This is a genomic window from Falsirhodobacter sp. 20TX0035 (assembly GCF_028307215.1).
In the GTDB taxonomy this organism is placed as follows: Bacteria; Pseudomonadota; Alphaproteobacteria; order Rhodobacterales; family Rhodobacteraceae; genus Falsirhodobacter.
Map to the genome: position 1 here is coordinate 46,052 of NZ_JAQMHV010000008.1, position 26,364 is coordinate 72,415.

At 67.8% G+C, this 26,364-nt stretch carries 24 protein-coding genes; 10 read left to right on the forward strand and 14 right to left on the reverse strand.

What is annotated here, in order from left to right; all coding sequences use genetic code 11:
* Positions 1 to 35: 35 nt before the first annotated feature.
* Positions 36 to 1,079, reverse strand: a complete 1,044-nt coding sequence (locus tag PIJ50_RS10470; RefSeq protein ID WP_271975063.1) for a sugar ABC transporter substrate-binding protein — start codon at positions 1,077 to 1,079, stop codon at positions 36 to 38.
* Between the two features lie 78 nt (positions 1,080 to 1,157).
* Positions 1,158 to 2,267: a 4-hydroxybutyrate dehydrogenase gene (gene gbd, locus PIJ50_RS10475; protein WP_271975064.1), complete on the reverse strand. Its 1,110-nt coding sequence runs from the start codon at positions 2,265 to 2,267 to the stop codon at positions 1,158 to 1,160.
* A 202-nt stretch (positions 2,268 to 2,469) separates the two neighbouring features.
* Here gbd and PIJ50_RS10480 point away from each other — a divergent pair, with 202 nt between their 5' ends.
* From PIJ50_RS10480 to PIJ50_RS10520, 9 genes are all read left to right on the forward strand, one after another.
* Positions 2,470 to 3,144: a GntR family transcriptional regulator gene (locus PIJ50_RS10480; RefSeq protein ID WP_271975066.1), complete on the forward strand. Its 675-nt coding sequence runs from the start codon at positions 2,470 to 2,472 to the stop codon at positions 3,142 to 3,144.
* Positions 3,144 to 4,676 (forward strand): D-arabinonate dehydratase, encoded by a 1,533-nt coding sequence (locus PIJ50_RS10485; protein WP_271975067.1) that lies wholly within the window; start codon positions 3,144 to 3,146, stop codon positions 4,674 to 4,676. Before PIJ50_RS10480 ends, PIJ50_RS10485 begins: the two co-directional genes overlap by 1 nt.
* Before the next feature lie 53 nt (positions 4,677 to 4,729).
* On the forward strand, positions 4,730 to 6,262 hold the full coding sequence (locus tag PIJ50_RS10490) for a GMC family oxidoreductase (protein ID WP_271975069.1): 1,533 nt from the start codon (positions 4,730 to 4,732) through the stop codon (positions 6,260 to 6,262).
* Positions 6,263 to 6,281: 19 nt separating this feature from the next.
* Positions 6,282 to 7,061, forward strand: a complete 780-nt coding sequence (locus PIJ50_RS10495; protein WP_271975071.1) for an SDR family NAD(P)-dependent oxidoreductase — start codon at positions 6,282 to 6,284, stop codon at positions 7,059 to 7,061.
* Positions 7,062 to 7,073: 12 nt separating this feature from the next.
* Positions 7,074 to 8,204 (forward strand): glycerol dehydrogenase, encoded by a 1,131-nt coding sequence (locus PIJ50_RS10500; protein ID WP_271975073.1) that lies wholly within the window; start codon positions 7,074 to 7,076, stop codon positions 8,202 to 8,204.
* A gap of 405 nt (positions 8,205 to 8,609) precedes the next feature.
* Positions 8,610 to 9,527 carry a VOC family protein gene (locus PIJ50_RS10505; RefSeq protein WP_271975075.1) on the forward strand — a complete coding sequence of 306 codons (918 nt, stop codon included), beginning with the start codon at positions 8,610 to 8,612 and terminating at the stop codon, positions 9,525 to 9,527.
* Between the two features lie 337 nt (positions 9,528 to 9,864).
* Positions 9,865 to 11,019 carry a cytochrome b/b6 domain-containing protein gene (locus tag PIJ50_RS10510; protein ID WP_271975077.1) on the forward strand — a complete coding sequence of 385 codons (1,155 nt, stop codon included), beginning with the start codon at positions 9,865 to 9,867 and terminating at the stop codon, positions 11,017 to 11,019.
* A gap of 33 nt (positions 11,020 to 11,052) precedes the next feature.
* The gene (locus PIJ50_RS10515; protein WP_271975079.1) at positions 11,053 to 11,631 is read left to right on the forward strand and encodes a YceI family protein; all 579 of its coding nucleotides are present in this window, start codon (positions 11,053 to 11,055) and stop codon (positions 11,629 to 11,631) included.
* Positions 11,632 to 11,682: 51 nt separating this feature from the next.
* Positions 11,683 to 12,282: a nitroreductase family protein gene (locus PIJ50_RS10520; RefSeq protein WP_271975081.1), complete on the forward strand. Its 600-nt coding sequence runs from the start codon at positions 11,683 to 11,685 to the stop codon at positions 12,280 to 12,282.
* A gap of 470 nt (positions 12,283 to 12,752) precedes the next feature.
* Here PIJ50_RS10520 and pdxR read toward each other — a convergent pair whose 3' ends face one another.
* A complete protein-coding gene (pdxR, locus tag PIJ50_RS10525; protein ID WP_271975083.1) occupies positions 12,753 to 14,174 on the reverse strand; it encodes a MocR-like pyridoxine biosynthesis transcription factor PdxR in 1,422 nt (473 codons plus the stop codon).
* Positions 14,175 to 14,245: 71 nt separating this feature from the next.
* On the opposite strand from pdxR, the gene PIJ50_RS10530 reads away from it, so the two are divergent.
* On the forward strand, positions 14,246 to 15,010 hold the full coding sequence (locus PIJ50_RS10530) for a pyridoxamine 5'-phosphate oxidase family protein (protein WP_271975085.1): 765 nt from the start codon (positions 14,246 to 14,248) through the stop codon (positions 15,008 to 15,010).
* Here PIJ50_RS10530 and PIJ50_RS10535 read toward each other — a convergent pair.
* The 11 genes from PIJ50_RS10535 to PIJ50_RS10585 form a co-directional block, all read right to left on the reverse strand.
* A complete protein-coding gene (locus PIJ50_RS10535; RefSeq protein WP_271975087.1) occupies positions 14,964 to 15,743 on the reverse strand; it encodes an ABC transporter permease in 780 nt (259 codons plus the stop codon). The two genes, PIJ50_RS10530 and PIJ50_RS10535, sit on opposite strands and share 47 nt — an antisense overlap.
* Positions 15,744 to 16,901, reverse strand: a complete 1,158-nt coding sequence (locus tag PIJ50_RS10540) for an ABC transporter permease (protein WP_271975088.1) — start codon at positions 16,899 to 16,901, stop codon at positions 15,744 to 15,746. It lies immediately after the preceding gene.
* A complete protein-coding gene (locus tag PIJ50_RS10545) occupies positions 16,898 to 17,956 on the reverse strand; it encodes an ABC transporter ATP-binding protein (RefSeq protein WP_271975090.1) in 1,059 nt (352 codons plus the stop codon). Before PIJ50_RS10545 ends, PIJ50_RS10540 begins: the two co-directional genes overlap by 4 nt.
* A gap of 12 nt (positions 17,957 to 17,968) precedes the next feature.
* Entirely contained in the window at positions 17,969 to 19,009 is a 1,041-nt protein-coding gene (locus PIJ50_RS10550; protein ID WP_271975092.1) for an ABC transporter substrate-binding protein, read from the reverse strand.
* Between the two features lie 209 nt (positions 19,010 to 19,218).
* Positions 19,219 to 20,889, reverse strand: a complete 1,671-nt coding sequence (gene ggt / locus PIJ50_RS10555; RefSeq protein WP_271975094.1) for a gamma-glutamyltransferase — start codon at positions 20,887 to 20,889, stop codon at positions 19,219 to 19,221.
* Between the two features lie 25 nt (positions 20,890 to 20,914).
* The gene (locus PIJ50_RS10560) at positions 20,915 to 21,583 is read right to left on the reverse strand and encodes an RraA family protein (RefSeq protein WP_271975096.1); all 669 of its coding nucleotides are present in this window, start codon (positions 21,581 to 21,583) and stop codon (positions 20,915 to 20,917) included.
* A 9-nt stretch (positions 21,584 to 21,592) separates the two neighbouring features.
* Entirely contained in the window at positions 21,593 to 22,384 is a 792-nt protein-coding gene (locus PIJ50_RS10565) for an ABC transporter permease (RefSeq protein WP_271975098.1), read from the reverse strand.
* Positions 22,381 to 23,253 (reverse strand): ABC transporter permease, encoded by an 873-nt coding sequence (locus tag PIJ50_RS10570; protein WP_271975100.1) that lies wholly within the window; start codon positions 23,251 to 23,253, stop codon positions 22,381 to 22,383. The genes PIJ50_RS10565 and PIJ50_RS10570 overlap by 4 nt, the downstream gene beginning before the upstream one ends.
* Positions 23,250 to 24,317, reverse strand: a complete 1,068-nt coding sequence (locus PIJ50_RS10575; protein ID WP_271975102.1) for an ABC transporter ATP-binding protein — start codon at positions 24,315 to 24,317, stop codon at positions 23,250 to 23,252. Before PIJ50_RS10575 ends, PIJ50_RS10570 begins: the two co-directional genes overlap by 4 nt.
* A gap of 6 nt (positions 24,318 to 24,323) precedes the next feature.
* Positions 24,324 to 25,364 (reverse strand): ABC transporter substrate-binding protein, encoded by a 1,041-nt coding sequence (locus tag PIJ50_RS10580; protein WP_271975104.1) that lies wholly within the window; start codon positions 25,362 to 25,364, stop codon positions 24,324 to 24,326.
* A gap of 39 nt (positions 25,365 to 25,403) precedes the next feature.
* Positions 25,404 to 26,336, reverse strand: a complete 933-nt coding sequence (locus PIJ50_RS10585; protein WP_271975106.1) for a 2-hydroxyacid dehydrogenase — start codon at positions 26,334 to 26,336, stop codon at positions 25,404 to 25,406.
* Positions 26,337 to 26,364 lie beyond the last annotated feature (28 nt).

A 26,364-nucleotide genomic window follows, 5' to 3' on the forward strand; every position in this document is an offset into this window, starting at 1 on the left:
GAACCGGCGGCGAGAAGGCCCCGCCGCCGGGCGCGTCAGAGCACGCGGTTCCAGCCGAGCTTCGTCGCCTCGCCCGGGACGTCATAGTTGTCCGGGATGGTGTTCAGCGGGTCGAGCACGTCCTTCGTCACGGCATAGGCCGGGGTGATGACGAAGCGCGGGGCCGGACGGCCGGCGGCCACCTCCTGCGCGTAGAAGGCGTTCATGTACGCCATCTCGTAGAAGCTCTGCGCCATGGTGATCTTGAAGGGCGATCCGGCCTTGATGTATTCGAAGGACTGCTGCCCCCCGTCGATCCCGGTGATGATCGTGTCGCGCCCCGCCGCGCGGATAGCCAGCGTGCCTTCCGACGCCGCCCCGTCCCAAGCGGTCCAGATCGCGTCCAGTTCGGAGTTGGCGGTCAGAATCTGGTCCACGACCTGCCGCGGCGTTGTCGATCCGCCAAGGGCGAAAGCGATCTCCGACACGATCTCGATGTCGGGGAAGCGGGCGAAGACGGATTTCGCGCCCAGCGTCCGCTGGTCCCAGCTTTCGTTCGACGGCAGCGACACGAGCGCGACCTTGCCCTTGCCGTTCAGGGACTTTGCGATGAACTCGGCCGGATAGGCGCCCAGGCCGAAGTTGTTCGACATGGCGGTGGAGGTGACGGTCGTGCCCGGCACGTAGCTGTCGCCGATGAAGATCGGGATACCCGAGGCCACGGCCTGCTGCACGGCCGGAGAGATGGCGGCGCTGTCGGCGGGGGTAATGAAGATCGCGGTGGGCTTGGCCTCCACGAAGGCGAGGATCTGGTCGGCCTGCTTCTTCACGTCGTAGTTGGCGTCGGCAATGGTCAGCGTGCCGCCCAGCCGTTCCACGGCGTCCTTGTAGCCGTTGACGATGTGGCGGCCGGATTCCCAGACCGTCCAGCCCAGCGAGGCGCAGAAGGTCTTGTCCGTGTTTTGCGCCCAGGAATAGTCGGGCCGCAGCAGCGTGGCGGCCACGGTGGCGGCCGCGCCGGCCGAAAGAAGGCCGCGGCGCGTCAACTGGATGCCGCGGTGATGGCTCACCAGTTTCGGCGCTTCGGATTCCATTGTCATTCGTTCCTCCCCATGTGTCGGGCCCCTCCGGCCCATGCTCCCTGAACCGCCGGGGCTCCTCTTCCCCGGCGCGGCCTGTCAGGCCGATTGCTTCAGAATCTCAAGGTATTCGGCCTGCGTGGCCAGGCGCGGGTTCGTGGCGTGGCAGTGATCCTTCAGCGCCGCGTGCGACACCTGTTCCATCATCGCGTCCGTCACGCCCATGGCGCGCAGTCCGGCGGGTATGCCGATGCGGGTGTTCATGGCCGCGATCACGGCGTCCGGCTCCCCCCCCATGCGGGCCGCCAGAACGTCCCATTTTGCGCCGATGGCCGGGCGGTTGAAGCGCAGGACAGCCGGCATCAGGACGGCGTTCAGCGTGCCGTGGTGCAGGTTCAGCTCGCGGATCGCGCCCAAGGGATGGGTCAGCGCGTGAACGGCGCCCAAGCCCTTCTGGAACGCCATCGCCCCTTCCAGCGCGCAGGTCATCATGTCGCGCCGCGCGGCCACGTCCCGCCCGTCGGCCATCGCCGCGTCCAGCGCGCGCAGCCCGCAATCCAGCCCGTGCAGGGCAATCGCCTCGGCCGGCGGGTTGAAGGCCGGCGCCATGAAGGTTTCAAGGCAATGCGAGATGGCGTCCATCCCCGTGGCCGCCGTCAGCCCGCGCGGCAGGCCATAGGTCAACTCGGGGTCGCACAGCGCGATCGTCGGCAGCATGTGGCCCGAGATGATGCCCAGCTTGCGCCCGTCGGTGGTGATGATGACGGCGGCGCGCCCCACCTCGGACCCCGTGCCGGAGGTGGTGGGCACCGCGATCATCGGGCAGATGTTGCCGTGAATGCGCCCGACGCCACCGGCCACGGCGGTGTATTGTTCCAGCGGGCCCTCGTGCCCCGTCAGCAGCCGCACCGCCTTGGCCAGATCCAGCGAGGATCCGCCGCCAAGGCCCACGACTCCGTCGCAACCTTCGGCCACATACATCGCATGGGCGGCGATGGCTGCCTCTTCGGTCGGGTTGGCAGGGGTGTCCATGAAGACGGCCGACTGCGGCAGCTGCGCCGTCACCCGGTCCACGAGACCAGTGGCAACAAGGCCGCGATCCGTGGCGATCAGCGGACGCGTGACGCCCAGGCCCGTCAGGAACTCCGGCAGGCGGGCGATCTCGCCTTCGCCGAATTCGATCCGCGTCAGGTAGTTTATCGTGCTCAAGACAACGCCCTCCGAAAGCCGCGGAAGCGTGCGCTCCCTTACGACCCTTTTTCCCTTTCGATCAGCGGCAGCCTCCTCTGCCACCACCAACCGATATATGAGTCACACTGCACACCGATATATGAGTCTGTCAAGCACCTGCAAAAATCAATTGCAGAAACTCCTATACAGTGCCTATTTAAGAGAAAGGAGGAGCCGTGACATGCAGAATCGCGCACCGCAAAAGGCAGAGCAAGTATATGAGTTGCTGCGCCGGTCCATCATCATGCTGGATCTGGCCCCCGGTGCGCCGGTGGTGGAAAAGAACCTTTGCGCCGAACTTTCCATGTCCCGCACCCCTGTGCGCGAGGCCGTGCAGCGGCTGGCGGACGAAGGGCTGGTCCATGTCATCTCCCACTCGGGCACTTATGTGAGCCACATCTCGTTCGAGGTTGCGGAGGAAGGCTTCGTGATTCGCCGCGCGCTGGAAATCGAAAGCGTGCGCCGTGCCGCTACAGTGGCCGAGGATGCTGGCGCGGAGCTGAACCCGATCGTGTCGAGGATGCGGGCGCTGGTGCAGACCGGCCATCTGCACGACTACCTGGACGAGGACGACGCCTTTCACGCGGCCATTGCCCGGCTCAGCCGGATGCCGCGCATCTGGCGCTTCATCACGCTGGCCAAGGTGCATCTGGACCGGATGCGCCAGTTGTCGGCCCCCGTCCCCGGCCATCTTGCGATGGTCACCGAACAGCACGCCGCCATCGCCGCCGCCGTCGCCGCCGGCAAGGCCGACCAGGCCGAGCTTGCGATGCGCATCCACCTCGAATCCTCGTTCGACGTGATGGCGAAGCTTCACCATGAAAGGACGGGCATGTTCCTGTCCGAGGACACGTGATGCCAGACATCTCCAACTACGTTTCCCCCCTGATCCGGCTGAACCCGGCCGACAACGTGGCCGTAGCGCGCGAGGCGATCGACCCCGCGACCCCCGGCGCCATCGACGGCCCGCCGCCCCGCGCCCGCATTCCGCGCGGGCACAAGATGGCGCTGGCGGACATCCCGCGCGGCCAGCCGGTCACGAAATACGGCCAGACCATCGGTTTCGCGACCGCCGACATCGCAGCGGGGGACCATGTGCACACCCAGAACCTGACGGTGGGGGAATTCACGCGCGACTATGCTGTCTGCGCCGACGCCGTGCCCCCGGTGATGGTGGCCGAGGATCAGCGCGCAACCTTCCTAGGGTATCGCCGGCCCGACGGGCGCTTCGGGACGCGAAATTACATCGCCATCATCTCCTCGGTGAACTGTTCGGCCACGGTGTCGAAGGCGGTGGCTCAGCATTTCGCGACGCGCCCGCCCTTTCCCGGCGTGGACGGCGTCATCGCGCTGACCCATGGCGGCGGCTGCGCCTTCAACACCAAGGCCGAGGGCTACGACTACCTCGCCCGCACCATTTCGGGCTATGCCACGCATCCGAACGTGGGCGGCGTGCTGATGATCGGCCTTGGGTGCGAGACGAACCAGATCCCGGCCCTTCTGCAGCGCGAAGGGTTGGCCGAATCCGATCGCCTGCGGTCCATGACGATCCAGACGGTGGGCGGCACCCGCCGCACGGTGGAGGCCGGCATCCGCGCGGTGGAGGAGATGATGGTGCTGGTGGGTGCCGCACGGCGCGAGCCGCTTCCCGTCTCCGGCCTGACGCTGGCGCTGGAATGCGGGGGATCGGACGGGTATTCCGGCATCTCGGCCAATCCGGGTCTGGGCCATGCCGCGGACCTGCTGGTGCGCCATGGCGGCACCGTGATCCTGAGCGAGACGCCCGAGATCTATGGCGCCGAACACCTTCTGACCCGCCGCGCCGCCACGCCCGCCGTGGCCCGCAAGCTGCTGGAGCGGATCGAGTGGTGGCGCGACTACACCACCCGCAACAACGCCGAGATGGACAACAACCCGTCGCATGGCAACAAGGCCGGCGGGCTGACGACGATCCTGGAAAAGTCGCTGGGCGCCGTGGCCAAGGGCGGCATGTCGCGCCTGAACGCCGTCTACGAATACGCCGAGAAGGTGACGGAGCACGGGCTCGTCTTCATGGACACCCCCGGCTACGACCCCGTGGCCGTGACGGGACAGGTGGCGGGGGGTGCCAACCTGATCGCCTTCACCACCGGGCGCGGGTCGGTATCGGGCTTCAAGCCGGCGCCGTCCCTGAAGCTGGCCAGCAACTCCGAGATGTTCCGCCACATGGCCGAGGACATGGACATGGATTGCGGCACCGTCGTGACCGGGGCGGAAACCATCGAGGCCTTGGGGGAGCGGCTGTTCCGGCTGATGCTGGACACCGCCTCGGGGCAGCCGACGCGCAGCGAGGAGCTGGGCTACGGCGACAACGAATTCGTGCCGTGGCAGGTCGGTGCGATCATGTGACGGCCGGGTGGGCGGGCAGAGGAGGCCCCCCGCCGCAAAGGGAGGAAAACACCATGAATGCGATTGACGACCATTATGACGTGGTGATCGTGGGGGCCGGGGTCGGCGGGGGCGCGATGGCGAACCGGCTGGCGGCGGGGGGCGCGCGCGTCCTGATGATCGAACGCGGGAACTACCTCCCGCGCGAGGCCGACAACTGGTCCGTCAAGGCCGTCTTCCACGACCGCAAGTACACCGCCAGGGAAACCTGGCGCGACAAGGACGGCAAACCGTTCCATCCCTCCACCTTCTACTACGTGGGCGGCAACTCGAAGTTCTTCGGCGCGGCGACCGTCCGGTTCCGCAAGGAGGATTTCGAGGTGCTGGAGCATGAGGACGGGATCGCCCCCGCCTGGCCGTGGAGCTATGACGAGTTCGCGCCCTATTACGACGAGGCCGAACGCCTGATGGGCACCCACGGCACCGCCGGCGCCGACCCGATCGAGCCGCCGCGGTCCGGCCCCTTCCCCTATCCCACCATCGGGCACGAGCCCGAGATGGAGGCCATCGCCGAAAAGCTGCGCGGCAAGGGCCTGCGCCCGTTCCCCCTGCCCATCGCGATCGACCGCCAGCCGGGCGGCGCCTGCATCCGCTGCGCCACCTGCGACGGGTTCGCCTGCAAGCTGGGCGCCAAGAATGACGCCGAGGTGCGGCTGATCCGCCCCGCCATCGCCACCAACCGCGTGCATCTGGTGCTGGACACCAAGGTGCTGCGCCTGCTGACCGACGGCCCCGGAAAGCGCATCACGGGGATCGAGGTGGAACAGGGCGGCCAGATCCGCACCATCGGCGGCGATCTCTTCATCTCCTCGGCCGGGGCGATCAATTCGGCGGTGCTGCTGTTGCGGTCGGCCAACGACCGGCACAAGGGCGGGATCGGCAACAACGGGTCGGACCTTCTGGGCCGCAACTACATGGCCCACAACAACACAGCGATGATGGCCATCCACCCGTTCCGCAAGAACAACGTGACGTTCCAGAAGTCGATGGCGATAAACGACTACTACCTGGCCAACAGTCACCGCCCCTATCCTCTGGGCAACGTCCAAGGGCTGGGCAAGCTGCAGGGCGGGATGCTGACGGCGAACATGAAGATCATCCCCGAATGGATGATGAGCCTGTTCGCTAAACGCTCCGTCGACTGGTGGATCATGTCCGAGGATCTGCCCGACCGGAACAACCGCGTCCTGCTGGACCCCGACGGCACCGTCCGCATCCAGTACACCCCCAACAACGAAAAGGCTCACAACGAACTGGTGCGCCAGTGGGGCCGGGTCATGCGGTCGATCGGCTATCCGCTGATCATCACGCAGCGGATGGACATCACGGTGTCGATGCACCAGTGCGGCACCGCCGTCTTCGGGCGCGATCCCGCGACCTCGGTGCTGGATCCGTTCTGCAAGGTCTGGGACGTGGACAACCTTTACGTGGTCGACGCCTCGTTCCTGCCCTCCTCCACCGGCTTCAACCCTTCGCTGACCATCGTGGCGCAGGCCGTCCGGGTGGCCGAGCATCTGCTTGGCAACACCCTGCGCGCCGCCGCCTGACATCCGGGACATCCTGCACATGACGAAAGACATCTTCGACCTGACCGGCCGCGTGGCCATCGTCACCGGCGCCTCGCGCGGGATCGGCGAAACGCTGGCCAAGGGGCTGGCCGCCCGCGGCGCCACCGTGGTCGTGAACTACCACTCCGCCGCCGACCGCGCGGCGCAGGTGGTCCGCGCGATCGAGGACGCGGGCGGGCGCGCCCTTGCCATCCGCGCCGACGTGTCGGTGGAGGCCGACGCCGACCGGCTGGTGGCCGAGACGGTGGCCGCCTTCGGCCGCGTCGACATCCTGATCAACAACGCGGGGATCGTCCTGCCGGGTGCGGCCGAAAACACGCCACTGGACGACTGGCGCCGCACCATGGCCGTGAATCTGGACGGGGTCTTCCTGATGTCGCGCGCGGCGGGGCGCCAGATGATCGCGCAGCGGTCCGGGTCCATCATCTCGGTCGGGTCGATGTCGGGGCGGATCGTGAACTGGCCCTTCCGCCACGCCGCCTACAACGTGTCGAAGGCGGGCGTGCACATGCTGACGAAGGCACTGGCCACCGAATGGGCGGAGCACAACATCCGCGTCAACGCCATCGCCCCCGGCTACATCCGCACCGAACTGACGGACGAGGTTCTGCGCGAACATCCCGATGTGGTGGCGAACCACTGGGCGGCGGGCGCGGTGCAGAACCGCATCGGCGGCACGGAGGAGCTGGTGGGCGCGACCGTCTACCTCGCCTCGGACGCGGCCAGCTTCACCACGGGCGAAATCATCACCATCGACGGCGGCCTGACGCTGCGCTGAAGGAAGAACGACATGACACAACGCGGATACGGCGGGCCCCTGCGCTATGTTCAGGGGCCGGGGATCCTGGCCGATGTCGGCCGGTACGCGGCCGGGCTTGGGCCGAAGGCCCTGCTGCTGATGGACGCCTTCGTGGAGCGGACCTACGGCGCCACGCTGCGCGCCTCGCTGGCCGATCACGGGGTGGAGGCGGTGGTGACCGTCTTCGGCGGCGAATCCACCGAGGCCGAGGTCGCCCGCTGCGCGGCGCTGGCCCAGGGCTGCGACACGGTGATCGGCGTGGGCGGCGGCAAGACGCTGGACACCGGAAAGATCGCGGCGCGCGATGCGGGCGCGCGGATCATCACCGTGCCCACCATCGCCTCCACCGACAGTCCCACAAGTTCCATCGGGGTGATCTATTCGGCCGATGGCGTCTATGACCGGGTGGAACGCTGCTATCGCAACCCCGACATGGTGCTGGTCGACAGCGAGGTGATCCTGCGCGCGCCCGTCCGCTTTCTGGCCGCCGGCATGGGCGACGCGCTGTCCACCTGGTACGAGGCGCGGTCCAACTTCGAAAGCCGGTCGAACAACTACATCGCCGACGGCTATGCCGTGACGGCCGCCGGGGCCGCCATCGCCCGCAACTGCCACGAGGTGCTGATGCGCGACGGGCGCGCGGCGTTTCTGGCCGCGAGGGCCGGCTGCCTGACGGAAGCGGTGGAGAACGTGATCGAGGCGAACACCCTTTTGTCCGGCCTCGGGTTCGAAAATTGCGGCGTGTCGGGCGCGCATGGCGTTCACGACGCCCTGACGATCCTGGAGCCGACGCACCACTTCTTCCACGGCGAGAAGGTGGCCTTTGGCGTCCTGTGCCTTCTGGCGCTGGAAAACCGCCCACAGGAGGAGTTCGCCGAGGCCGCCCGCTTCTGCCACGACATCGGCCTGCCAGTGCGTCTGGCCGATCTGGGGCTGGCGGACGTGTCCGACGCCGACCTTCTGCGCGTAGGGGAGGATGCAATGGCCCCCACCAACGTCATCCATTCGGTCCACCGTTCGCTGTCCGCACGGGGGATCGCGCACGCCATCCGGACCGCGGACCGCCTGTCGGCGTCCCTCTTTGGCGAAGGAAGCGGGTTGGCGGGCGGCCAATCCCACTGACCATGAGGCGGATCGGGCTTGCCACCGATCCGCCCGCCACGACAGGACGGGCCGTGTTCCTGCGCTGACGCGGTAGGACCTGATCCTGCGGAATGCCCCCCGAAACATTGGAACTCACCGATGTCGCGATCAGGGGGCGCATTGCCGACCTTGGCCAAAACCTCGACATACGCACAACCTGTCGGGCTAGCGATGGGTGCAGAACAAGCCGCGACCTTCAGCCTGCCCCGTCTGCATCGCATTGACGCCTGCATGCCTAAGCTGCGCCTGCGGACCTATTCCGGCCCCTCTTCCATACGGGTCTGAGCGGCACTGTTGTGTTTCCCGCAACAGTCAATGTGCACGGAAGTGGGCTTATCGAAAAGCCCGGCGGGCGGTATCCCTGTTCTCAACAGGAGATGCCGCATGACCCTTCCGATCCACGGCCTGCACCACGTCACGGCGCTTGCGGGTGATCCGCAGGTGAACAACGACTTCTTCACGGGAGCTCTTGGCCTGCGCCGGGTGAAGAAGACCGTGAACTTCGACGCGCCCGATGTCTATCACCTGTATTACGGGGACCAAGCGGGCTCGGCCGGAAGCGTGATGACCTATTTCCCCTTCCCGCACATTGCGAAGGGCCGCCGAGGCACAGGCGAGGTGGGGGAAACCGCCTTCGCCGTGCCGCCCGGCAGCCTCGGCTTCTGGACCGAACGGCTGGCCGCCCTGTCGCCGGTGATGGCGTCGTCCTTCGGACAGGACCGGCTGCGCTTCCACGGGCCGGACGGCGACCAGCTTGCGTTGGTGGAGGCGGACGACGGCCGCGCCCCGTGGACGGGCGTGGTGCCGGGCGATCACGCCCTGCGTGGCTTCCACGGCGCCACGCTGCGCCTGCGCGACGGCGGGGCGACGGGCGAACTCCTCCGCTTCATGGGGTATGAGGTGGAGGGAACGGACGGCGCCCTGACCCGCTACCGCCTGCCCAACGGCAACGGCGCCGACATTCTGGACATCGAGGTGCTTCCGGGCGCCGAAGGGGCGCGCCCAGGCGGCGGCTCGGTCCACCACATCGCGTTCTCGGTGCCGGACCGCGCGGCGCAGGACCGTGTCCGCAAGGCCATCGCCGACACCGGATATCAGGTCACGCCCCCGATCGACCGCGACTATTTCTGGGCGATCTACTTCCGCACCCCCGGCGGCGTGCTGTTCGAGGTGGCGACGGACGAGCCGGGGTTTGCCCGGGACGAGGCCTCCGCCCATCTGGGCGAAGGGCTGAAGCTGCCGGTCCAGCATGAACACCTGCGTCCGGCGCTGGAACGCAACCTGCCGCCGATCGTGGACTGACCCATGCCGGCGCTTGCCACCCAAGGATCGCTCCAGATCTTCGCCTTTCACGGGACGGGCGGCGGCGAACACCAGTTCCCTGCCCTTGCGGCCGGTCTGCGGCCAAGGGCCGGGCTGATCGCGCCGCGGGAAGAGGTTCGGCAGCGCGGGCGCCGCGATCCGATCTACCCCCTGCCGATGACGACCGCGCCTGCCGAGCCCTATACGGCGCAGGGCGTGCGGGTCGATCTGCACCTTCATCCCGGCGAGCACGAAATCCGGCCGGACGAACGTCTGGCCCTGCGGACCGCCTTCCCCGATGACCCCACCCAAAGCCCACCGCACGACCGGAGACTTCATGACACGCAACAGCGCGACCCGCTACGGAAGCGTCGCCCGCACCTTTCACTGGCTGACGGCCCTTCTGATCCTGTGCAACGTCGTGCTGGGGCTGGTGGCCAACCGGCTGTCGGTCGAGGCGATGGACCGGAAGGTGCAGCTCTTCTCGCTTCACAAGACCATCGGGATCGCGGCGGTGATCGTGGCCAGCCTGCGCATCCTGTGGGCCCTGTCACAGCCCCGCCCGGCCGCCGTGCACCCCGAACGGCGGGCGGAGACGTTCATAGCCGAAACGGCGCACTGGCTGCTTTACGTCCTGATGATCGCCGTTCCCTTGGCCGGCTGGGCCGAACATGCGGCGACGGAAGGCTTCGCGCCGATCCTGTGGCCCTTCGGGCAGGACCTGCCCTTTGTCCCGAAATCCGGTCATCTGGCCGAGGTTCTGGCCAATGTGCACCGGACCTTCGCCTGGCTGCTGATCGGCACCGTAGCCCTGCACATCGCAGGCGCGTTGAAGCACGGCCTGATCGACAAGGACGGCGTTCTGGGGCGGATGGTCTTCGGGCGCGCGGCGGGGGCCGGCTTGACACGGCACCATGTCCTTCCGGCGCTGGCCGCCGCCGTGATCTTCGCGGTCGGGGCGGGATACGCCTATGTCACGCGCCCGACCGCCGCCGAAGCCGCCCCCGCGCTGGCGCAGGTCGCCTCGGACTGGCACGTGAAGGAGGGTTCGGTCACCTTCTCGGTCGCGCAGATGGGGACGCCCGTGCAGGGTTCCTTCGCCGACTGGACCGCCGCCATCGCGTTTGACGAGGCGACGGGCACCGGCGACGTGACCGTCACCATCAACATGGACAGCCTGACGATCGGCACCGTGACCGATCAGGCCAAGGGCCCGGCCTTCTTCGACGTGGGGACCCATCCCACCGCCGTCTTCAAGGCCCGGATCGCCCCGGCCGACACCGGCTATCTCGCCTCCGGCACCCTGACGATGAAGGGGGCGGAAATGCCGTTCGACCTGCCCTTCACGCTGGACATCGCGGACGGCGTGGCGACGATGGCCGGATCGACCACGCTGGACCGCCGCACCTGGGCCGTCGGCGACGGGTATCCGGACGAAACCACCGTGGGCTTCCCCGTCACCATCAACGTCGCGCTGACCGCGCAACGCTGACACCTTTTCCACCCGAACATGCAGGAGTATCCAATGTTCAAGACCACCGCCCTCGCCACCGCTCTCGCCCTTGTTGCCGGCGCCGCCCTGGCCGCGCCCAAGGCCTACACCTTCGACACCGGCCACAGCCAGGTCGTCTTCTCCTACAAGCACCTCGGCTTCTCGGAAACGACGGGCATGTTCAGCGGCATCGAAGGCACGATCGAGTTCGACGCCGAGGATCCCGCCGCGTCGTCCGTGAAGGCCACCTTCCCCGTGACCTCGCTGATGACGGGCGACGATGCGCGCGACAAGCACTTCCTGTCGGGCGACTTCTTCGGCGGCGAAGGCAAGGATCCGGCCGTGACCTTCACCTCCACCTCCATCGAGGTGACGGGCGAGAACACGGCCCTGATCACGGGCGACCTGACGCTGAACGGCGTGACCAAGGAGGTCGTGCTGGACACCGTGCTGAACCAGCAGGGCACCCACCCGATGGAAAACAAGGCCTGGCTGGGCTTTGACGCGACCACCACGCTGAAGCGCACCGACTTCAACGTCGGCATGTTTGCCCCCGCCGTGTCGGACGAGGTGGTCGTTCACCTGTCCGTCGAAGCGCGCAAGGCCGACTGATCCCGCACCGGGGGCGCCCCTGCGCCCCCGGCCCCATCCAGGAGCCACCCCATGACCAATCCCACACTCGACGGGCTGAGCAAGCGCCGTTCGCAATACGCGCTTGGCCGGAACGTGTCGCTGTCGCAGGACGAGATCGACGCCGTGATCCGCAAGGCGGTCAAGCTGGCGCCGACCTCGTTCAACTCCCAAAGCTCGCGCGCCGTGATCCTGTTCGGAGACGAGCATACGGCCCTGTGGTCGATGACCAAGGACACCCTGCGTGCCATCGTCCCGGCCGAGAACTTCGCCCCGACCGAGGCGAAGATCGACAGCTTCGCCGCCGGCTTCGGCACCGTGCTGTTCTTCGAGGATCAGACCGTGGTCGCGAAGCTGCAGCAGGACTTCGCCCTTTACGCCGACAACTTCCCGATCTGGTCGGAACAGTCGGGCGGCATGGCCCAGCTGGCCGTCTGGTCGGCGCTGGCCGATTCGGGAATCGGCGCTAGCCTGCAGCACTACAACCCGCTGATCGACCAACAGGTCGCCGCGCACTGGAACCTGCCCGAAAGCTGGAAGCTGCGCGCCCAGATGCCGTTTGGCTCGAACGAGCGGCCCTTCGGCGACAAGCCCTTCATGGACGATGCCGAACGCTTCCGCACCTTCGGCTGATCCCCATGCCCGCCCGCACCCCTTGGCTGCGGGCGGAACCCTGCTTTGGACACGGCCATCGTTCCTCATGCGGGCGCGTTCCGACGCGAGACGATGGCCTTCCCTTACCCACATCACGGTGCGACGCGACAGGTGGCTGCCATTCCCTCCCATCTCGCGCAGCCGGGAGCATCTGACTTCCGTGACCCCATACAGAGAACACAGGGGTCGCCAAACTTGGATCAGCGCCTTCGGCGGCGAGCGGACTGCATGATCTTCATCGACGTCATGGCGGGACCTGTCGGGAAAGCGCCTCGGCCATGGCGCCTCGACGCGCCGTTCGGGGTCGTCAGCCCCGCGAACACCTGACGATGTGGCCGCGAAGCCCGCACCTCGTCCGGCCAAGCGTTGCCGATCTTTCCATCCTCCAACGGTTAAACAGCTCTGTGACAGCGAAGGCGCAGGCGGTGCCAGTCCGCGAGCGGCCCCGCTCAGCCGCCTCCCGTCTTCACCGCCTGACCCAGCCGGATGGCGCCGGCCCTTATGTCATCAAGGGAGTGCCCGGAGAATCCGAGGACGAAACCCTCTTCGGCGCTTGGAGACATCCGGGTTTCCGACAGCAGGAGGCCACTGATCCGTGCCTGTGTGCGAAGCCGGCCGGCCGCGTCGTGCAGGTCCGGATCGGTCAGCCGTGCGACAAGATGCAGGCCCTGTTCAGGCACGGCCACCTGAAGCCGTCCCCCCGCGGTCTGTTCCAGCGTATCGGCCAGCACGTCGCGCGCCATGCGATAGCGCGAGCGGACGCGGCGGATATGGGCCGACACCTCGCCCCGCGCCATCATGTCAGCAACCGCGCCTTCCAGAAGGGTAGGCGGAAAACGGTCCAGCGCCTGTCGCGCCGCAAGGAACGGGCCCAGCAGGTCCGGCGGCAACACCACATATCCAAGGCGCAGACCCGGAAACAGCGTCTTGGAGAACGTGCCGAAATAGATCACGCGGCGCGCCGGATCCAGCCCGGCCAGCGCGGTCAGCGGTGGCCCCGTATAGCGGAACTCTCCGTCATAGTCGTCCTCCAGGATCCAGGCATCGGCCTGCCGGGCCCAAGCCAGCAGCTGCGCCCGCCGGGCCATGGACATCGCCACGCCCGTGGGGAACTGGTGCGACGGGGTGACATAGACGGCCTGTGCCGTGGCAGCCCGCCTGTGGCCTTCGGCCACGTCCAGCCCGGCGGCGTCAACGGGCACCGGCACCACGCGGGCGCCAGCCGCCTCGATCGCGCGGCGCGCGGCGGGATAGCCCGGATCCTCCATCCACACGCTGTGGCCGGGCGCCACCACCGTGTCCAGCGCCAGCCGCAACCCCTGCTGGGTGCCGCTGACCAGGACGATGTGATCGGCGTCGCAGGGGATGCCGCGATGCATCGCCAGATGAACCGCGATCTGTTCCCGCAGGGGCCGGCCCCCGCGCGGATCGCCATAGCGTAGATGCGCGTCATCGAAGGCGCGCAGGCGGCGGTTCACGGCACGGCGAAGGTCGTCGCGAAGCTGCGGCTCCGCATGCGTGCGGCCAAGGGCGAACACCTCGGCCGGCACGGGGGCAGGCGGTGGATCGATCGTTCGCGCCGGCACCACGCCCACGGGAACGTCCGCGGCGACGAAGGTGCCGGCCCCGGTCCGCGCCTGCGCCAGTTCGTCGGCCAGAAGCCGTTCATAGGCCACCACCACCACGTTGCGGGGCAGGCCCAGCTGCCCCGCCAGCGCCCGGCTGGCCGGAAGACGCGCGCCGGCCGGAACGCGCCCCGACAGGATACTGTCGCGCAGCGCAAGATAAAGCCTGGAGGATTGCGATCCGGTGTGGCCGTCCATCTCCAATGGGAAATCCACGGGCGGGGAATTGGTCGGAACTTTGGGCATGATGTGGACCTTCTGGCAACCATTCACGCGTCTTATCACGTCTTCCAGACCCGCCATCAAGGAAAGCCGCCATGTCCGACCAGCCCCCTCCCGCCTATCCCGTCGACGCGACGAACCGTTTGAAGCGCCGGTACGACCGCGGCTTTTACGACCACGAGACGGTGCACCGCCTTCTGGACGCGGCCGCCCTGTGCCACGTGGCCTATGTCATCGATGGCCAACCCTATTGCACGCCGACCTTGTTCTGGCGGAAGGGCAGCACGCTTTACTGGCACGGCAGCAGTGCCAGCCGCATGCTGCGCCATCAGGCCGGGGGTCATCCGGCCTGCCTGACCGTGACGCATCTGGACAGCCTTGTTCTGGCCCGCTGCGGCTTCAACCATTCGGCCGACTACCGTTCGGTCATGGCGTTTGGTCAGGCCCGTCTTCTGACGGACCCGGAGGAGAAGGCCGAGGCGCTGGTGGACGCGGTGGATCGGCTGTTCCCGGGCCGAACCGCCGGCCTGCGCCAAAGCACGGCGCAGGAGATCAAGGCCACGGGCGTCATCGCGATGGACATCGAACGGGCCTCCGCCAAGATCCGAGCGCGGGGCGTGGTGGACGAGGAGGAGGATTACGCCCTGCCCATCTATGCCGAACGCATTCCCGTCCGCACCGTTCTGGGACAGCCGGAGCCCTGCCCCCGCCTGCAACCCGGCGCGGAACGCCCCGCCCTGTTGGCCGGGTATCACGAAGGCCGCCCGCTGGAAGACGCCTTGGCCGAGGTGCGGGGTGCCAGCGACGGGCTCGTCAGGCCATCATCCGCTTGCGCCGGTGCTGCAACCACAGCCCCGTGATGCCAATGCAGATCGTGGCGATGATGAAGGTGAAGGCCGCGGCGGCGATGGCGGGCGACAGGTTGTCGCGCAATTGCAGGAACATCTGGCGGGCCAGCGTCCGCTGGTTCGGCCCGGCCAGAAAGATGGTCAGCACCACCTCGTCCAGCGAATTGGCGAAGGCGAAGACAAAGCCCGTCACGATCCCCGGCAGGGCCATGGGCAACGTCACCAGCCACAAGACGGTGGGCGGCGGCGCGCCAAGGCTGGCGGCGGCGCGTTCCACCCCCCGGTCCACGCTGGCCAGCGCCGCCGTGACCGACAGCAGGGTGAACGGGATCGACAGAACGGCATGGCCGATGATCAGCCCGGCATAGGTGCTGCCCAAGCCCAGCCGGGCATAGATCAGCTGCATCCCCACGCCCAGAACCACGGCGGGCGTCGCCATGGGCAGCAGGAACACCATCCGCGCCAGCACCACCGGCACCCCGACCCGCCCCCGCAGCCCTAGGGCCGCCAGCGTCCCCAGCATCGTCGCCAGCGCCGAGGAGGCAAGGCCCACGATCAGGCTGTTCCAGATCGACAGCCGCCATCCCGGATCGCCGAACAGGACGGCGAACCAGCGCAGGGACCACCCCTGGATCGGGAAGGACACGAAGCCGCCCGCGTTGAAGGCGATGGGCAGCACGACGATCAGCGGCCCCATCAGGAACAGGACGCACAGGATGCCCCAGACGGTCTTGATCGCGCCCATCTACGCCCCCGCCATCCGGGTGGACAGACGCTGATACAGCGCGAAGATCACCACCGTCACGATCAGCAGGATCAGGCCGAGGGCGCTGGCCAGCGGCCAGTTCGCCTGCCGGATCGCGTATTCCGCCACGAATGAACTGATGAGCTGGTCGTTCCCGCCCCCCAGCAGCGCGGGCAGGATGTAGAAGCCGAGCGAGGTCATGAAAACCAGCAAGCCCCCCGACACGATGCCCGGCAAGGCCAGCGGCAGAAGCACGGTGCGGAAGGCGGCAATCGGATTGGCGCCCATGGAGGCCGCGGCGGGCATCAGGTTCTTGGGCATGGCGATCAGCACGCTGTAGATGGACAGGATCATGAAGGGCAGCATCACATGCGTCATCGCGATGATGACACCGCTGCGGGTGAACAGAAGGGGCACCGCCTCGCGCAAGCCGCCCAGCGTCTGCAGGATCCGGCTGAGGACGCCGTCGTTCTGCAGGATGATGAGCCAGGCCGTGCACCGCACGAGGACCGAGGTCCACATGGGCAGGAGCACCGAGGCCATCAGCACGTTGCGCACCCATCCCGTGGTGGCCAGCATCAGCATGGCGAAGGGCACCCCGATCAGCGCGCAAAGCCCCGTCACCAGCGCCGAGATGCCAAGGGTGCGCAGGAAGATCTGCACGTGGACGGACTGGCCCGCGACCTCAATCCCTTCGGCCCCCTGCTGAAGGTCCAGTGCGGACAGAAGGAACCGGGGGGTGTAGGGCGGAAGGGCTGAACGGATCGTGTTCCAGTAGAGGGGATCAGCCCAGCGACCGTCCAGCGCCACCAGATCGACCGGCCCGGTGCCGCGCGCAACGGCCTGCTGGGTGCGCCCGAACAGCGACCGGAAGCCTGAGGTCTGGCTGTTCAGCCGCCGCACCGCGTCGCCCATCGTGGCCTGCGGCGTCGTGCGGATGTCGGCCACCAGCGCCTGCTGCATGGCGGGGGTCGGGGCCTGCCCGTCCCAACCGTCGATCGCGCGGCCCAGTTCGGGAAAGGCGCGGGACACCTCGGTGTCGGAGACGGCCGTCGTGAAGATGCTGGCCAGCGGCCACAGGAAGAACACGGCCAGAAAGGCAACCAGCGGCAGAACAAGGGCCGCCGCCTTCAGGTCCGGCAGGTGTCGTGCGATCATGCGGCCAGCACCCAGCAATCTTCGGGCGCGAACGAGGCGGTGACCGCCTCCCCTTCCCGGATCGTGTCGGCGCTGCGCGGCAGGCGGGCGATGATGGGCCCGGCCGCCCCGTCCAGTGCCACGCGCAGATGGTCGCCCATGTAGACGCGGTCGGTCACCCGGCAGTCCATCACGTTCACGCCCGCGCCGCCCAGATGCAGGCGTTCGGGCCGCAGGCAGACGGACACGGCGCGCCCCGGCTCCAGCGGCTGGCGGACGCGGATGCGCAGGCCGCCCGCCAGATCCACCGCCGTGCCATCCGGCCCCGTGTCCGCCACGCGGCCCGAAAGCATGTTCGTCTCGCCCACGAACTCGGCCACGAAGCGGGTGGCCGGGCGGTCGTAGACGGCGGCGGGGGTGTCGATCTGTTCGATCCGGCCCTTGTTGAAGACGGCGATGCGGTCGGACATGGTCAGCGCCTCGGACTGGTCATGCGTCACGAAGACGATGGTCAGGCCCAGGCGGCGGTGCAGGTCGCGGATGTCCAGCTGCATCTGTTCGCGCAACCGCTTGTCCAGCGCGCCCAGCGGTTCGTCCATCAGCACCACGCGGGGTTCGAACACCAGCGCGCGGGCCAGCGCCACCCGCTGCTGCTGCCCGCCGGAAAGTTGCGAGGGGCGGCGGTCGGCCATCGCGCCCAGCTCCACCATCTCCAGCGCACGCGCGACGCGGGCCTGCGCGTCGGCCCGACCCATCCGCCGCATCCGCAGGGGAAAGCCGACGTTCTGGGCCACAGTCATGTGCGGAAACAACGCGTAGTTCTGGAAGACCATGCCCATGTTGCGCTTGTGCGGGGCCAGATCGTCGATGCGGTAGCCGTCCAGCCAGATCCCGCCCTCGGTCGGCCGTTCAAACCCCGCGATCATGGTCAGCAGCGTCGTCTTGCCGGAGCCGGAGGGGCCGAGCAGGCTGACGAATTCCCCCTTGAAGATGTCCAACGCCAGGTTGTCGATCACGCGGGTGGTTCCGAACGACTTGGCGATGCCGTCGCAACGGATGAAGGGTGCGGGCGTCATTCCGGCCCCCGGTCAGGATTGCGCCAGCCAGGCGTTGAAGCGGGCGGACAGCGCCTCAATGTTGTCCACCCAGAACCACGTGTCGATGGCGAGGGCGGAACCGAAGTTCTCGGGCGCGGTCAGCAGTTCGGAGGCGGCGGCGGGCGTCAGCATTGCCATCGCCTCGGTGTTCGGGACGCCGTAGGGCAGCACGGCGGGCATCTTCGACAGGTTTTCGGGCTGGCTCATGTAGGAGACGAGCTGCATCGCCTCCTCCTTCATGGGGGTGCCTTTCAGGATCACCCAGCTGTCGGTGGCATAAAGCGCTTGGTTGAAGGTCAGCCGGAAGTCCCGCTTCTCATCCCGCGCGGCCATCTTCAGGCGCCCGTCATAGGCGGCCGTCATCACCACCTCCCCCGCGCCCAGAAGCTGCAGCACCTGGGCGCCCGACTCCCACCAGACGACGTCGGACTTGATCTCGTCCAGCTTGGCGAAGGCGCGGTCGACGCCTTCGGGCGTGGCCAGAACCTCGTATACCTCAGCGGCCGGAACGCCGTCGGCCATCAGCGCGATTTCGAGCGAGCCCTTGGCCCCCTTGCGCAGGCCCCGCTTGCCGGGAAAACGTTCCGTGTCCCACAGGTCGGCCCAGCTGGTGGGCGTGCCCTCCAGCTTGTCGGCGTCCCAGCTGAGCGCGAAGGCCCAGGTCAGCGTCCCCGAGCCGCAATCGGACGCGCCGCCTTCAGCGAACTGGTCGCGGGTGCCGATCGCGTCCCAATCCAAGGGTTCGTAGATGCCGTCGGCGCAACCGAGTTCCAGCTCGTCCGCCTCCACCTGCACCACGTCCCAGTTGATGTCGCCCGTGTCCACCTTGGCCTTGATGATCCCGTATCCGCCGCCCCAGCTTTCCTGCTGAAGCGCCAGGCCCGTCTGTGCGGTGAACGGCGCGAACAGGATGTCGGCCTGCGCCGCCTGACCGGCCCCGCCCCAGCCGACCACGGTCAGATCGCGCGCCGCCGCCGGGCCAAGGCCAAGCGCCAGAACCACCGCACCAAGGGCAAGACCACGGAATGTCATGTCGGTTCTCTCCTGTCAGATGTGTTTGTTTTTGGGGCACTTCCCGGGATCTGCGGCGATCCCGGACGCGCCTTTCCGTCAGGCTGGAATGGCCGCGCGGCCCCTGTAAAGCGGGGTTTCGCCCCCAACCCGCGGCATATGGGCCCTGCGCATGACAAAGCGCCCGAAGGATGGATCCTTGGGCGCTTCGGCACGCTTTCTGTGCAGGTTCAGGTTGCGGGCTTCGGGTCTGGCGCGCGGTCGGGCCAGAACCGGACGCCCGGCTTGGCAAGGCCGCCGCCAAGCGCCATGACCGTGCCGTCTGCCCGCCAGCAGGCGGCGCCCGTCATAGTGGGGCCGAAGGCGATGGCGTTCATCCCGCCCCCGATATGGGGCATGACCTTCACCTTGTGGCCAAGCGCCTCCAGCCCGGCGCGCTGCGGGGCAAAGGCGGGTTCGATCTCCACCTCCTGCCCCTGCGTCCAGATGCGCGGCGCTTCGACCGCCTGCTGCACGGTCATCCCGTGATCGATCAGGTTGACGATGCCCTGCAGGATCGTCGGGAAGATCCTGAGCCCGCCCGGCATCCCGAGCGCCCAGACCGGCGCGCCACCCTTCGTCACGATCATGGGCGCCATCGACGTGGGCACCCGCTTGCCCGGAACCACCGACAACGCCTTGCCCGGACGCGGGTCGAAGTTGGACATGTAGTTGTTGGGGATGATCCCGGTGCCCGGCACGACGAAGCGCGCCCCGAACAGCCCGTTGATCGTATGCGTGGCGGTGACGATGTTGCCGTCCTTGTCCGCGATCGTGATGTGCGTCGTGTCCGCGCTTTCGCGGCCGAAGGGCGCAAGGGTGGCGGGCTGCCCGATCATCGGCAGGCATTCCGCCGCATGGGCCTTGGACATCAACCGTTCCACCGGAACATCGACAAAGGCGGGATCGCCTGAAAAGGCCCGGCGGTCGATAAAGGCGATGCGGATCACCTCGGCCATCAGGTGCAGGCTTTCGACGCTGCCAAAGCCCATGCCCGCCACATCGAACCGTTCCAGCAGGTTCAGCATCTGCGGGATGTGCACGCCCGAGGAGGCGGGCGGCGGAGGGCCGATCACCTCGTACCCGCGATAAGTGCCGACAAGGGGCGTCCGCTCCTCCACCCGGTAGGCGCGAAGATCGTCCAGCGTCAGGTAACCGGCATCCGCGCCACCGGTCGCCATGCGGTCCACCAGCGCCTGCCCAAGGGCCCCGCCATGCAGGGCGGCCGCGCCCTCGCGCTGGATCAGGCGCAGGCTTTCGGCATAGTCGGGCATGACCATCCGGTCGCCCGGTTGCAGCACGCGCCCGCCCGGCGCCACGAGGGCGGCCATCGAGGGGTCGGCCAGCAGGTCGCCCCGGAACTCGTTGATCGCGCCGGCGAGATAATGCGTGACGGTGAACCCGCGGGCGGCGGCGCGGATGGCGGGTTCCACCAGATCGGCAAAGGGCAGCGCGCCGAAGAGCGCGTGCATGTCGCACCAGCCCTTCAGGTTGCCCGGCACCGCCACGGCCGAGGCGCCGACCATGTTCCGCCGCCCCTCGGCGTCCATGTAACGCGCCGGTTCATCCGACACGGGGGCATAGATGTCAGGACGCATCGCGGCACCGGCCAGCGACAGGGCGTCGAACACCACGTTTGTCCCGTCCGCCATGCGGACATGCGACAGACCGCCCCCGGCGATCCCGACCATCATCGGTTCCACCACGGTCAGGGTCAGCAGCGCCGCCACGGCCGCATCGACCGCGTTTCCGCCGGCGGCCAGCATCTCGACCCCGGCGGCGGATCCCATCGGGTGGTTCGTCACGACCATTCCCCCCGATCCGCTGGCGGGGGTCTTGTCGCAGGTGAAGGGCAATGTCATGGGCGTCATCCCGGATGGAAAATGGTCAGGCGAGTTTCGCCAGAACCTTGGCGGTGGCGCCCGACAGGTCGCCCAGCTTCGCCTGACCGTCGCGCACCTGCGCCTCGCGCGCCTTGCCGCGGATTTGGATGTCGATGGCCTTCTGCGCCTCGGCCGCCACCTCGTCCCGCGGGATCACGAGGACGCCGGATTCGTCGGCCAGCACCGCGTCGCCCGGCATCACCACCGTGTTGCCGCAGGACACGGGGATGTTGATCGCGCCGCCGATGTCGTAGCTGCGCGTCGTGATGGGGGAGATGCCCTTGCACCACATCGGGAAGTCGGAGGCGATGATCTCCTCCAGATCCGTGCAGGGGCCGTCCACCACCGCGCCCACGGCGCCGGCGGCCTTGGCCCCCACGGTCACGCCGCCGCCCCAGCAGGCGTAGCGGTCGTCGTGCAGGCGGTCCACGAAGACGAAGTCGCCGGGGCGGATCAAGCTGAGCAGGTGGTGCAGCAGGGTGGAATCCGCGCCCGGGATGGCGATCGTCACGGCGGTGCCGACGATGCGGCGGCCGGGGATCAGCGGCTGGATCTGACGGTGCAGGAAGCCGAACTGCCGCCAATGGCCGACGGTCGCCGTCTCGCATTGCGCCAGCAGGTCCAGATCGGCCTGAGGGATCTGCGCGGGCATCGGGTGGATCTTGTAGCTCATGGTCTTTCCTTACTTTCCGAAGGCTTTGGTGAATCCGACGGTGCGCTCGATCAGCAGCACCATGGCAAGGGACACGACGATCAGCAGCACCGCCAGCACGGCGACCATCGGGTCCGTCCGATCCTCCACATAGCGGTAGATCGCGACGGGCAGCGTGGTCAGGCGGGGGCCAACGAGGAACAGCGAGAGCACGATCTCGTCAAAGGACATGATCGCGGCGATGGCCGAGGAGGCGACGATCCCCGGCACAAGACGCGGCAGGGTGATCTGCGCGAAGGTCTGCACCGGGGTCGCGCCCAGCGTCATCGCCGCCTGCTCCACATCCGTGCCAAGGTTCGCAAGGCTGGTCTGAAGGATGCGGACCGAGAAGGGGAGCGTCATCACCAGATGCGCCAGAACCAGCCCCGGGAAGGTCGCGACCAGCCCCGCCGGCGTGAACACCATCAGGATGCCCAGGCCCAGCATCATGGAGGGCAGCACCAGCGGCATCAGGATCAGCGTCTGGATCGTGCGGCGGCCCGGGAACTCCATCCGCACCAGCGCATAGGCCGCCGGAAGGCCAAGCGCGAGGCTGAGGAACGCCACGATCACCGCGATGATGGCGCTGTTGCGCAGACCCTGCATGAAGCCACCATTGGACAGCACCTCGGCATACCAGCGCGTGCTCCACGATGTGGGCGGGAAAGACAGATAGGCGTCGCCGCTGAACGAGATCACGAAGATCAGGCACAGCGGCAGGAAGATCGCCGCGAAGACAGCGAACACCCAGGCGCGGACGAGGAGGGACAGGAACCGGGTCATGCGCGCACCTTCGTGACAAGGCGGAGGCACAGGCCCATGACGAGCATCGCCCCCACGAACAGCGCCAGCATCAGGAAGGCCAGCGCCGCCGCGGTCGGCCAGTCCAGCGTCATCAGCGCCAGATCGTAGACCTCGGTCGCCAGCAGGAACACCCGCCCCCCGCCCAGAAGCGAGGGCGTGATGTAGGAGGAGATGCAGAGCACGAAGCCGATCGTCAGCGCCGCGATCAGGGCGGGCACCGACAGGGGCAGCGTCACCTTCAGGAACACCTCGTGGGGCTTCGCGCCCAGCGACATCGCGGCCTCGTCCAGCCGCGGGTCCAGCCGGCCGAGGCCTGCGGTGATGGTCAGGAACATGAAGGGCATGATCGCCTCGGTCAGGCCGATCACCACGCCGGTGTAGTTGTTGACCAGCTGCATCGGTTCCGACACAAGGCCGAGGGTCAGCAGGATGGAGTTCACGAGCCCCCCCTGCCCCAGCATGACCATCCAGCCGAAGGACCGCACGACCGCCGACACCAGCAGGGGCGAGGCCGCCAGCACCGTCAGGATCGTGCGCCAGCGGGGGCTGACGTTTCGCAGATACAGCGCCACCGGATAGGCCAGCAGCAGCGCCAGCACCGAGCAGGTGATCGACAGCTTCAGCGTGCGCCCCAGAAGGTCGAGGTAGTAGCCGTCGCTCAGGATCGCGAGATAGGTCGCGGGGCTGACGGCCTTCACGATGGCGCCATAGTCCGAGATGTTCAGCGACATGCGGAACAGCCAGAGGATCGGCGCGATAAAGGTCACCGCCAGCACCGCAAGCACGGGGGCCAGCAGGATCCAAGGGGTGAGGCGCGATCCGGTTCCGGGGGTGACGAACGCGCTCATGCTCCGAACACCCGCAGGTCCGCTCCACGCCAGTCCAGCGCCACGATGTTGCCGACATGGGCCAGCGCGTCGTCGGGATCGCCGGGACGGATGTCGGCGATCAGGCGCTGCCCGCCCTCCAGTTCCAGTTCTGTCTCGATCATGGAGCCGACGAAGACGCGGCGCAGGACGCGGGCCTTCAGCGGGCCGTCCGCCAGCAGGCGCACGCAATGCGGACGCACCACGGCCAGCGCCTCGCCATTGGCCCCGGTCGCTTCGGACGCTGGCACGGGCTGGCCGTCCACCGTCACCCGGCCGCCAGCAACACGCGCCTTCAGCGTGTTGGCGCGCCCGATGAAATTCGCCACGAAGGGCGAGGCGGGGCGGTCGTAGATCTCGGCCGGGGTGCCGATCTGTTCCAGCATGCCACCGTTCATCACGACGATGCGGTCGCACATGGTCAGCGCCTCCTGCTGGTCGTGGGTCACGAACAGCGTGGTGATGCCGGTGCGGGTCTGGATGTCGCGCAGCTCGAACCGCATCTCGTCGCGCAGGCGCGCGTCGAGGTTCGACAAGGGCTCGTCCAGCAGCAGGATCTCCGGCTCGATCACGATGGCGCGGGCGATGGCCACGCGCTGCTGCTGCCCGCCGGACAGTTCCGCGGGGCGGCGGGCGGCGAAGGCGTCCAGCCGCACGGCGCGCAGGGCTTCGGCCACGCGGGCGCGGGTCTCCTCCTTGCCGATCTTGCGCAGCTTCAGCCCGAAGGCCACGTTTTCGGCCACGGTCATGTGCGGGAACAGGGCATAGGACTGGAACACGAGGCCGAGGTTGCGCTCCCATGGCGGCGCGTGCGAGATGTCGCGCCCTCCGATGGTGATGCTGCCCGCCGTGGGCGCCAGAAGGCCCGCGAACATCCGCAGCGTGGTGGACTTCCCGCAGCCGGAAGGTCCGAGGACGCCGATGAACTCTCCCTTTCGGATGTCAAACGACAGGCGGTCCACGGCGGGTCGGGCGCCGCCATAGTCGAAGGTCAGCGCGTCGATGCGGATGTGAGGATCCGCCGTCATGTCGGTGTGCAACGTCATGGGACCTCAGTTGCCGGCCGAGATGATGCGGCGCTTCCACATCGCGTTCCAGCGGTCGTTCTGCGTCGCGACCCAGGCCCAATCCAGCGGCAGCGTCGCGTCAAGCTGGCCGAACACGGTGCGCGCCTGCGCCTCGGCACTGGGCGCTGCCTTCGCGTTGGTGGGGGAGTAGTACATGGTTTCGGTGAATTGGGCCTGCGCCTCGGGCGACAGGGCGTAATCGATGAAGGCCTTGGCCAGATCGGGGTTCTGCGACCCTTCCACCAGGTTGATCGTGTTGATCTGCAGGATCGTGCCTTCCTTCGGCGTCATCACCCCCAGCTTGCCGTCCGATTGCACGGCGTAATACTGCGCGCGGGCGTTCCAGCCGGTCGCGAAATCCACCGTTCCGTTCAGCACCAGCGTATAACCGTCGGGCTTCGGATCGAAGGTCTGGACCGCCGGCGCAAGTTCCGCCAGCTTCTCGATCGCCCTATCGACGGACTTGGTGTAATCCTCGCCCAGCATGGCGGAGGTCATGACCATCAGCCCGGTGCCCTGGATGTTGGGCATCGCCGAGACCGCGAGGCGCCCGGCGTACTTTGGATCCCACAACTCGGCCAGCGACGTGGGCGTGCCCTCCACCGTTTCGGTGTTGTAGCTGATGATCTCGTTGTCGAAGGTCACGGCGGGGCCAAACCTTTCCTGCACGGTCGCCTGCGGCACCAGATCCGCCATGTTCGGCACGATGTCCGCCGACAGGGGCGCGAACAGACCTTCCTTGTTGGCGATCAGGCCGGCGGAAGCGTCGAAGATCACCACGTCCATCTGCGGATCGCCCGCCTGCGCCCGCAGCGCCCCCAGAAGACCGGCCGAACCGCGGTCGGAGTAGTAGTTGACCTTGACGCCCGGATGCGCCGCCTCGAACGGCGCGATCACGGCCTTGGTGTATTCGTCCTGGAACACCCCGGTGTAGGAGCCGAGCGTGATCTCGCCCGACAACTCCTGCGCCATGGCCGTCGTGCCCAGAAGGGCCGTGAGGGCGAAGGCGGAAAGCATCGTCTTCATGGTGGTCGTTTCCCCTGTTGGTGCCCTCTGACGGGGCGTTCAGTAACCGCGGCGGGCGTCGGCCAGATCGGCGACGGTGCCGTCTTTTTCAAAGGCGCGCAGGTTGCGCGAGATGATGCGGCTGCCCGTCGGCGCGTCGATGAGCGAGGCGACATGCGGCGTGACGGTGATCTGGGGATGCTGCCAGAACGGATGGTCCGAAGGCAGCGGCTCCACATGGAACACGTCTAGCGTGGCCGCCGCGATCTGGCCGGAGGCGAGCGCGCCCAGAAGATCGTCATCCACCAGATGCGGGCCGCGGGCCGCGTTGATGATCGAGGCGCCGCGTTTCAGCCGGTTGAACGTGTCGTTGTTCAGGATGCCGCGCGTTTCGTCCGTCAGCGGCAGCAGGTTCACGAGGATCTCCGTCCCGTCGAGGAAGTCGCCGAAGCCAGCGGCGCCCGAGAAGGTGGTCACGCCGTCGATCGTCTTGGGGGACCGCGCCCAGCCCACGACGTCAAAGCCGATCGCTGACAGGCATTTCGCCGCCTCCGCCCCCAGATTGCCAAGGCCCATGACGCCCACGCGGCGCCGCGTCGCCGGCGGCACCACGACCGGCGCCCATTCGCTGCGGGCCTGCGAGGCCTGAAGCGCCGGCATGTTGCGGTGGTGGCGCAGGACGTGCAGCGCCACGTATTCCTTCATGCGCTGCGTCAGGTCCGTCCCGACGGTGCGGATGATGGGCAGGTCGGGCAGATCCTCGTCCGCCAGAACGTGGTCGATCCCGGCGCCGATCGACACGATGGCCTTCAGGTTCGGAAAGGGCCGCAGGCAGCCGGTGGTGGGGCGCCAGACGACGGCGTAGCGGATCGCCTCCGGGTCGGGCACGGCGGTCAGGGGATGGAAGTTCCAGTCGGGCATCAACTCGCCCATCATGCGGATCCAGTCCTGAGTCTTGGTTTCGGAGGGGAGATAGATTGCGACGTTCATCATGGCCTCTTGCTGTCCGGATCATGTGACC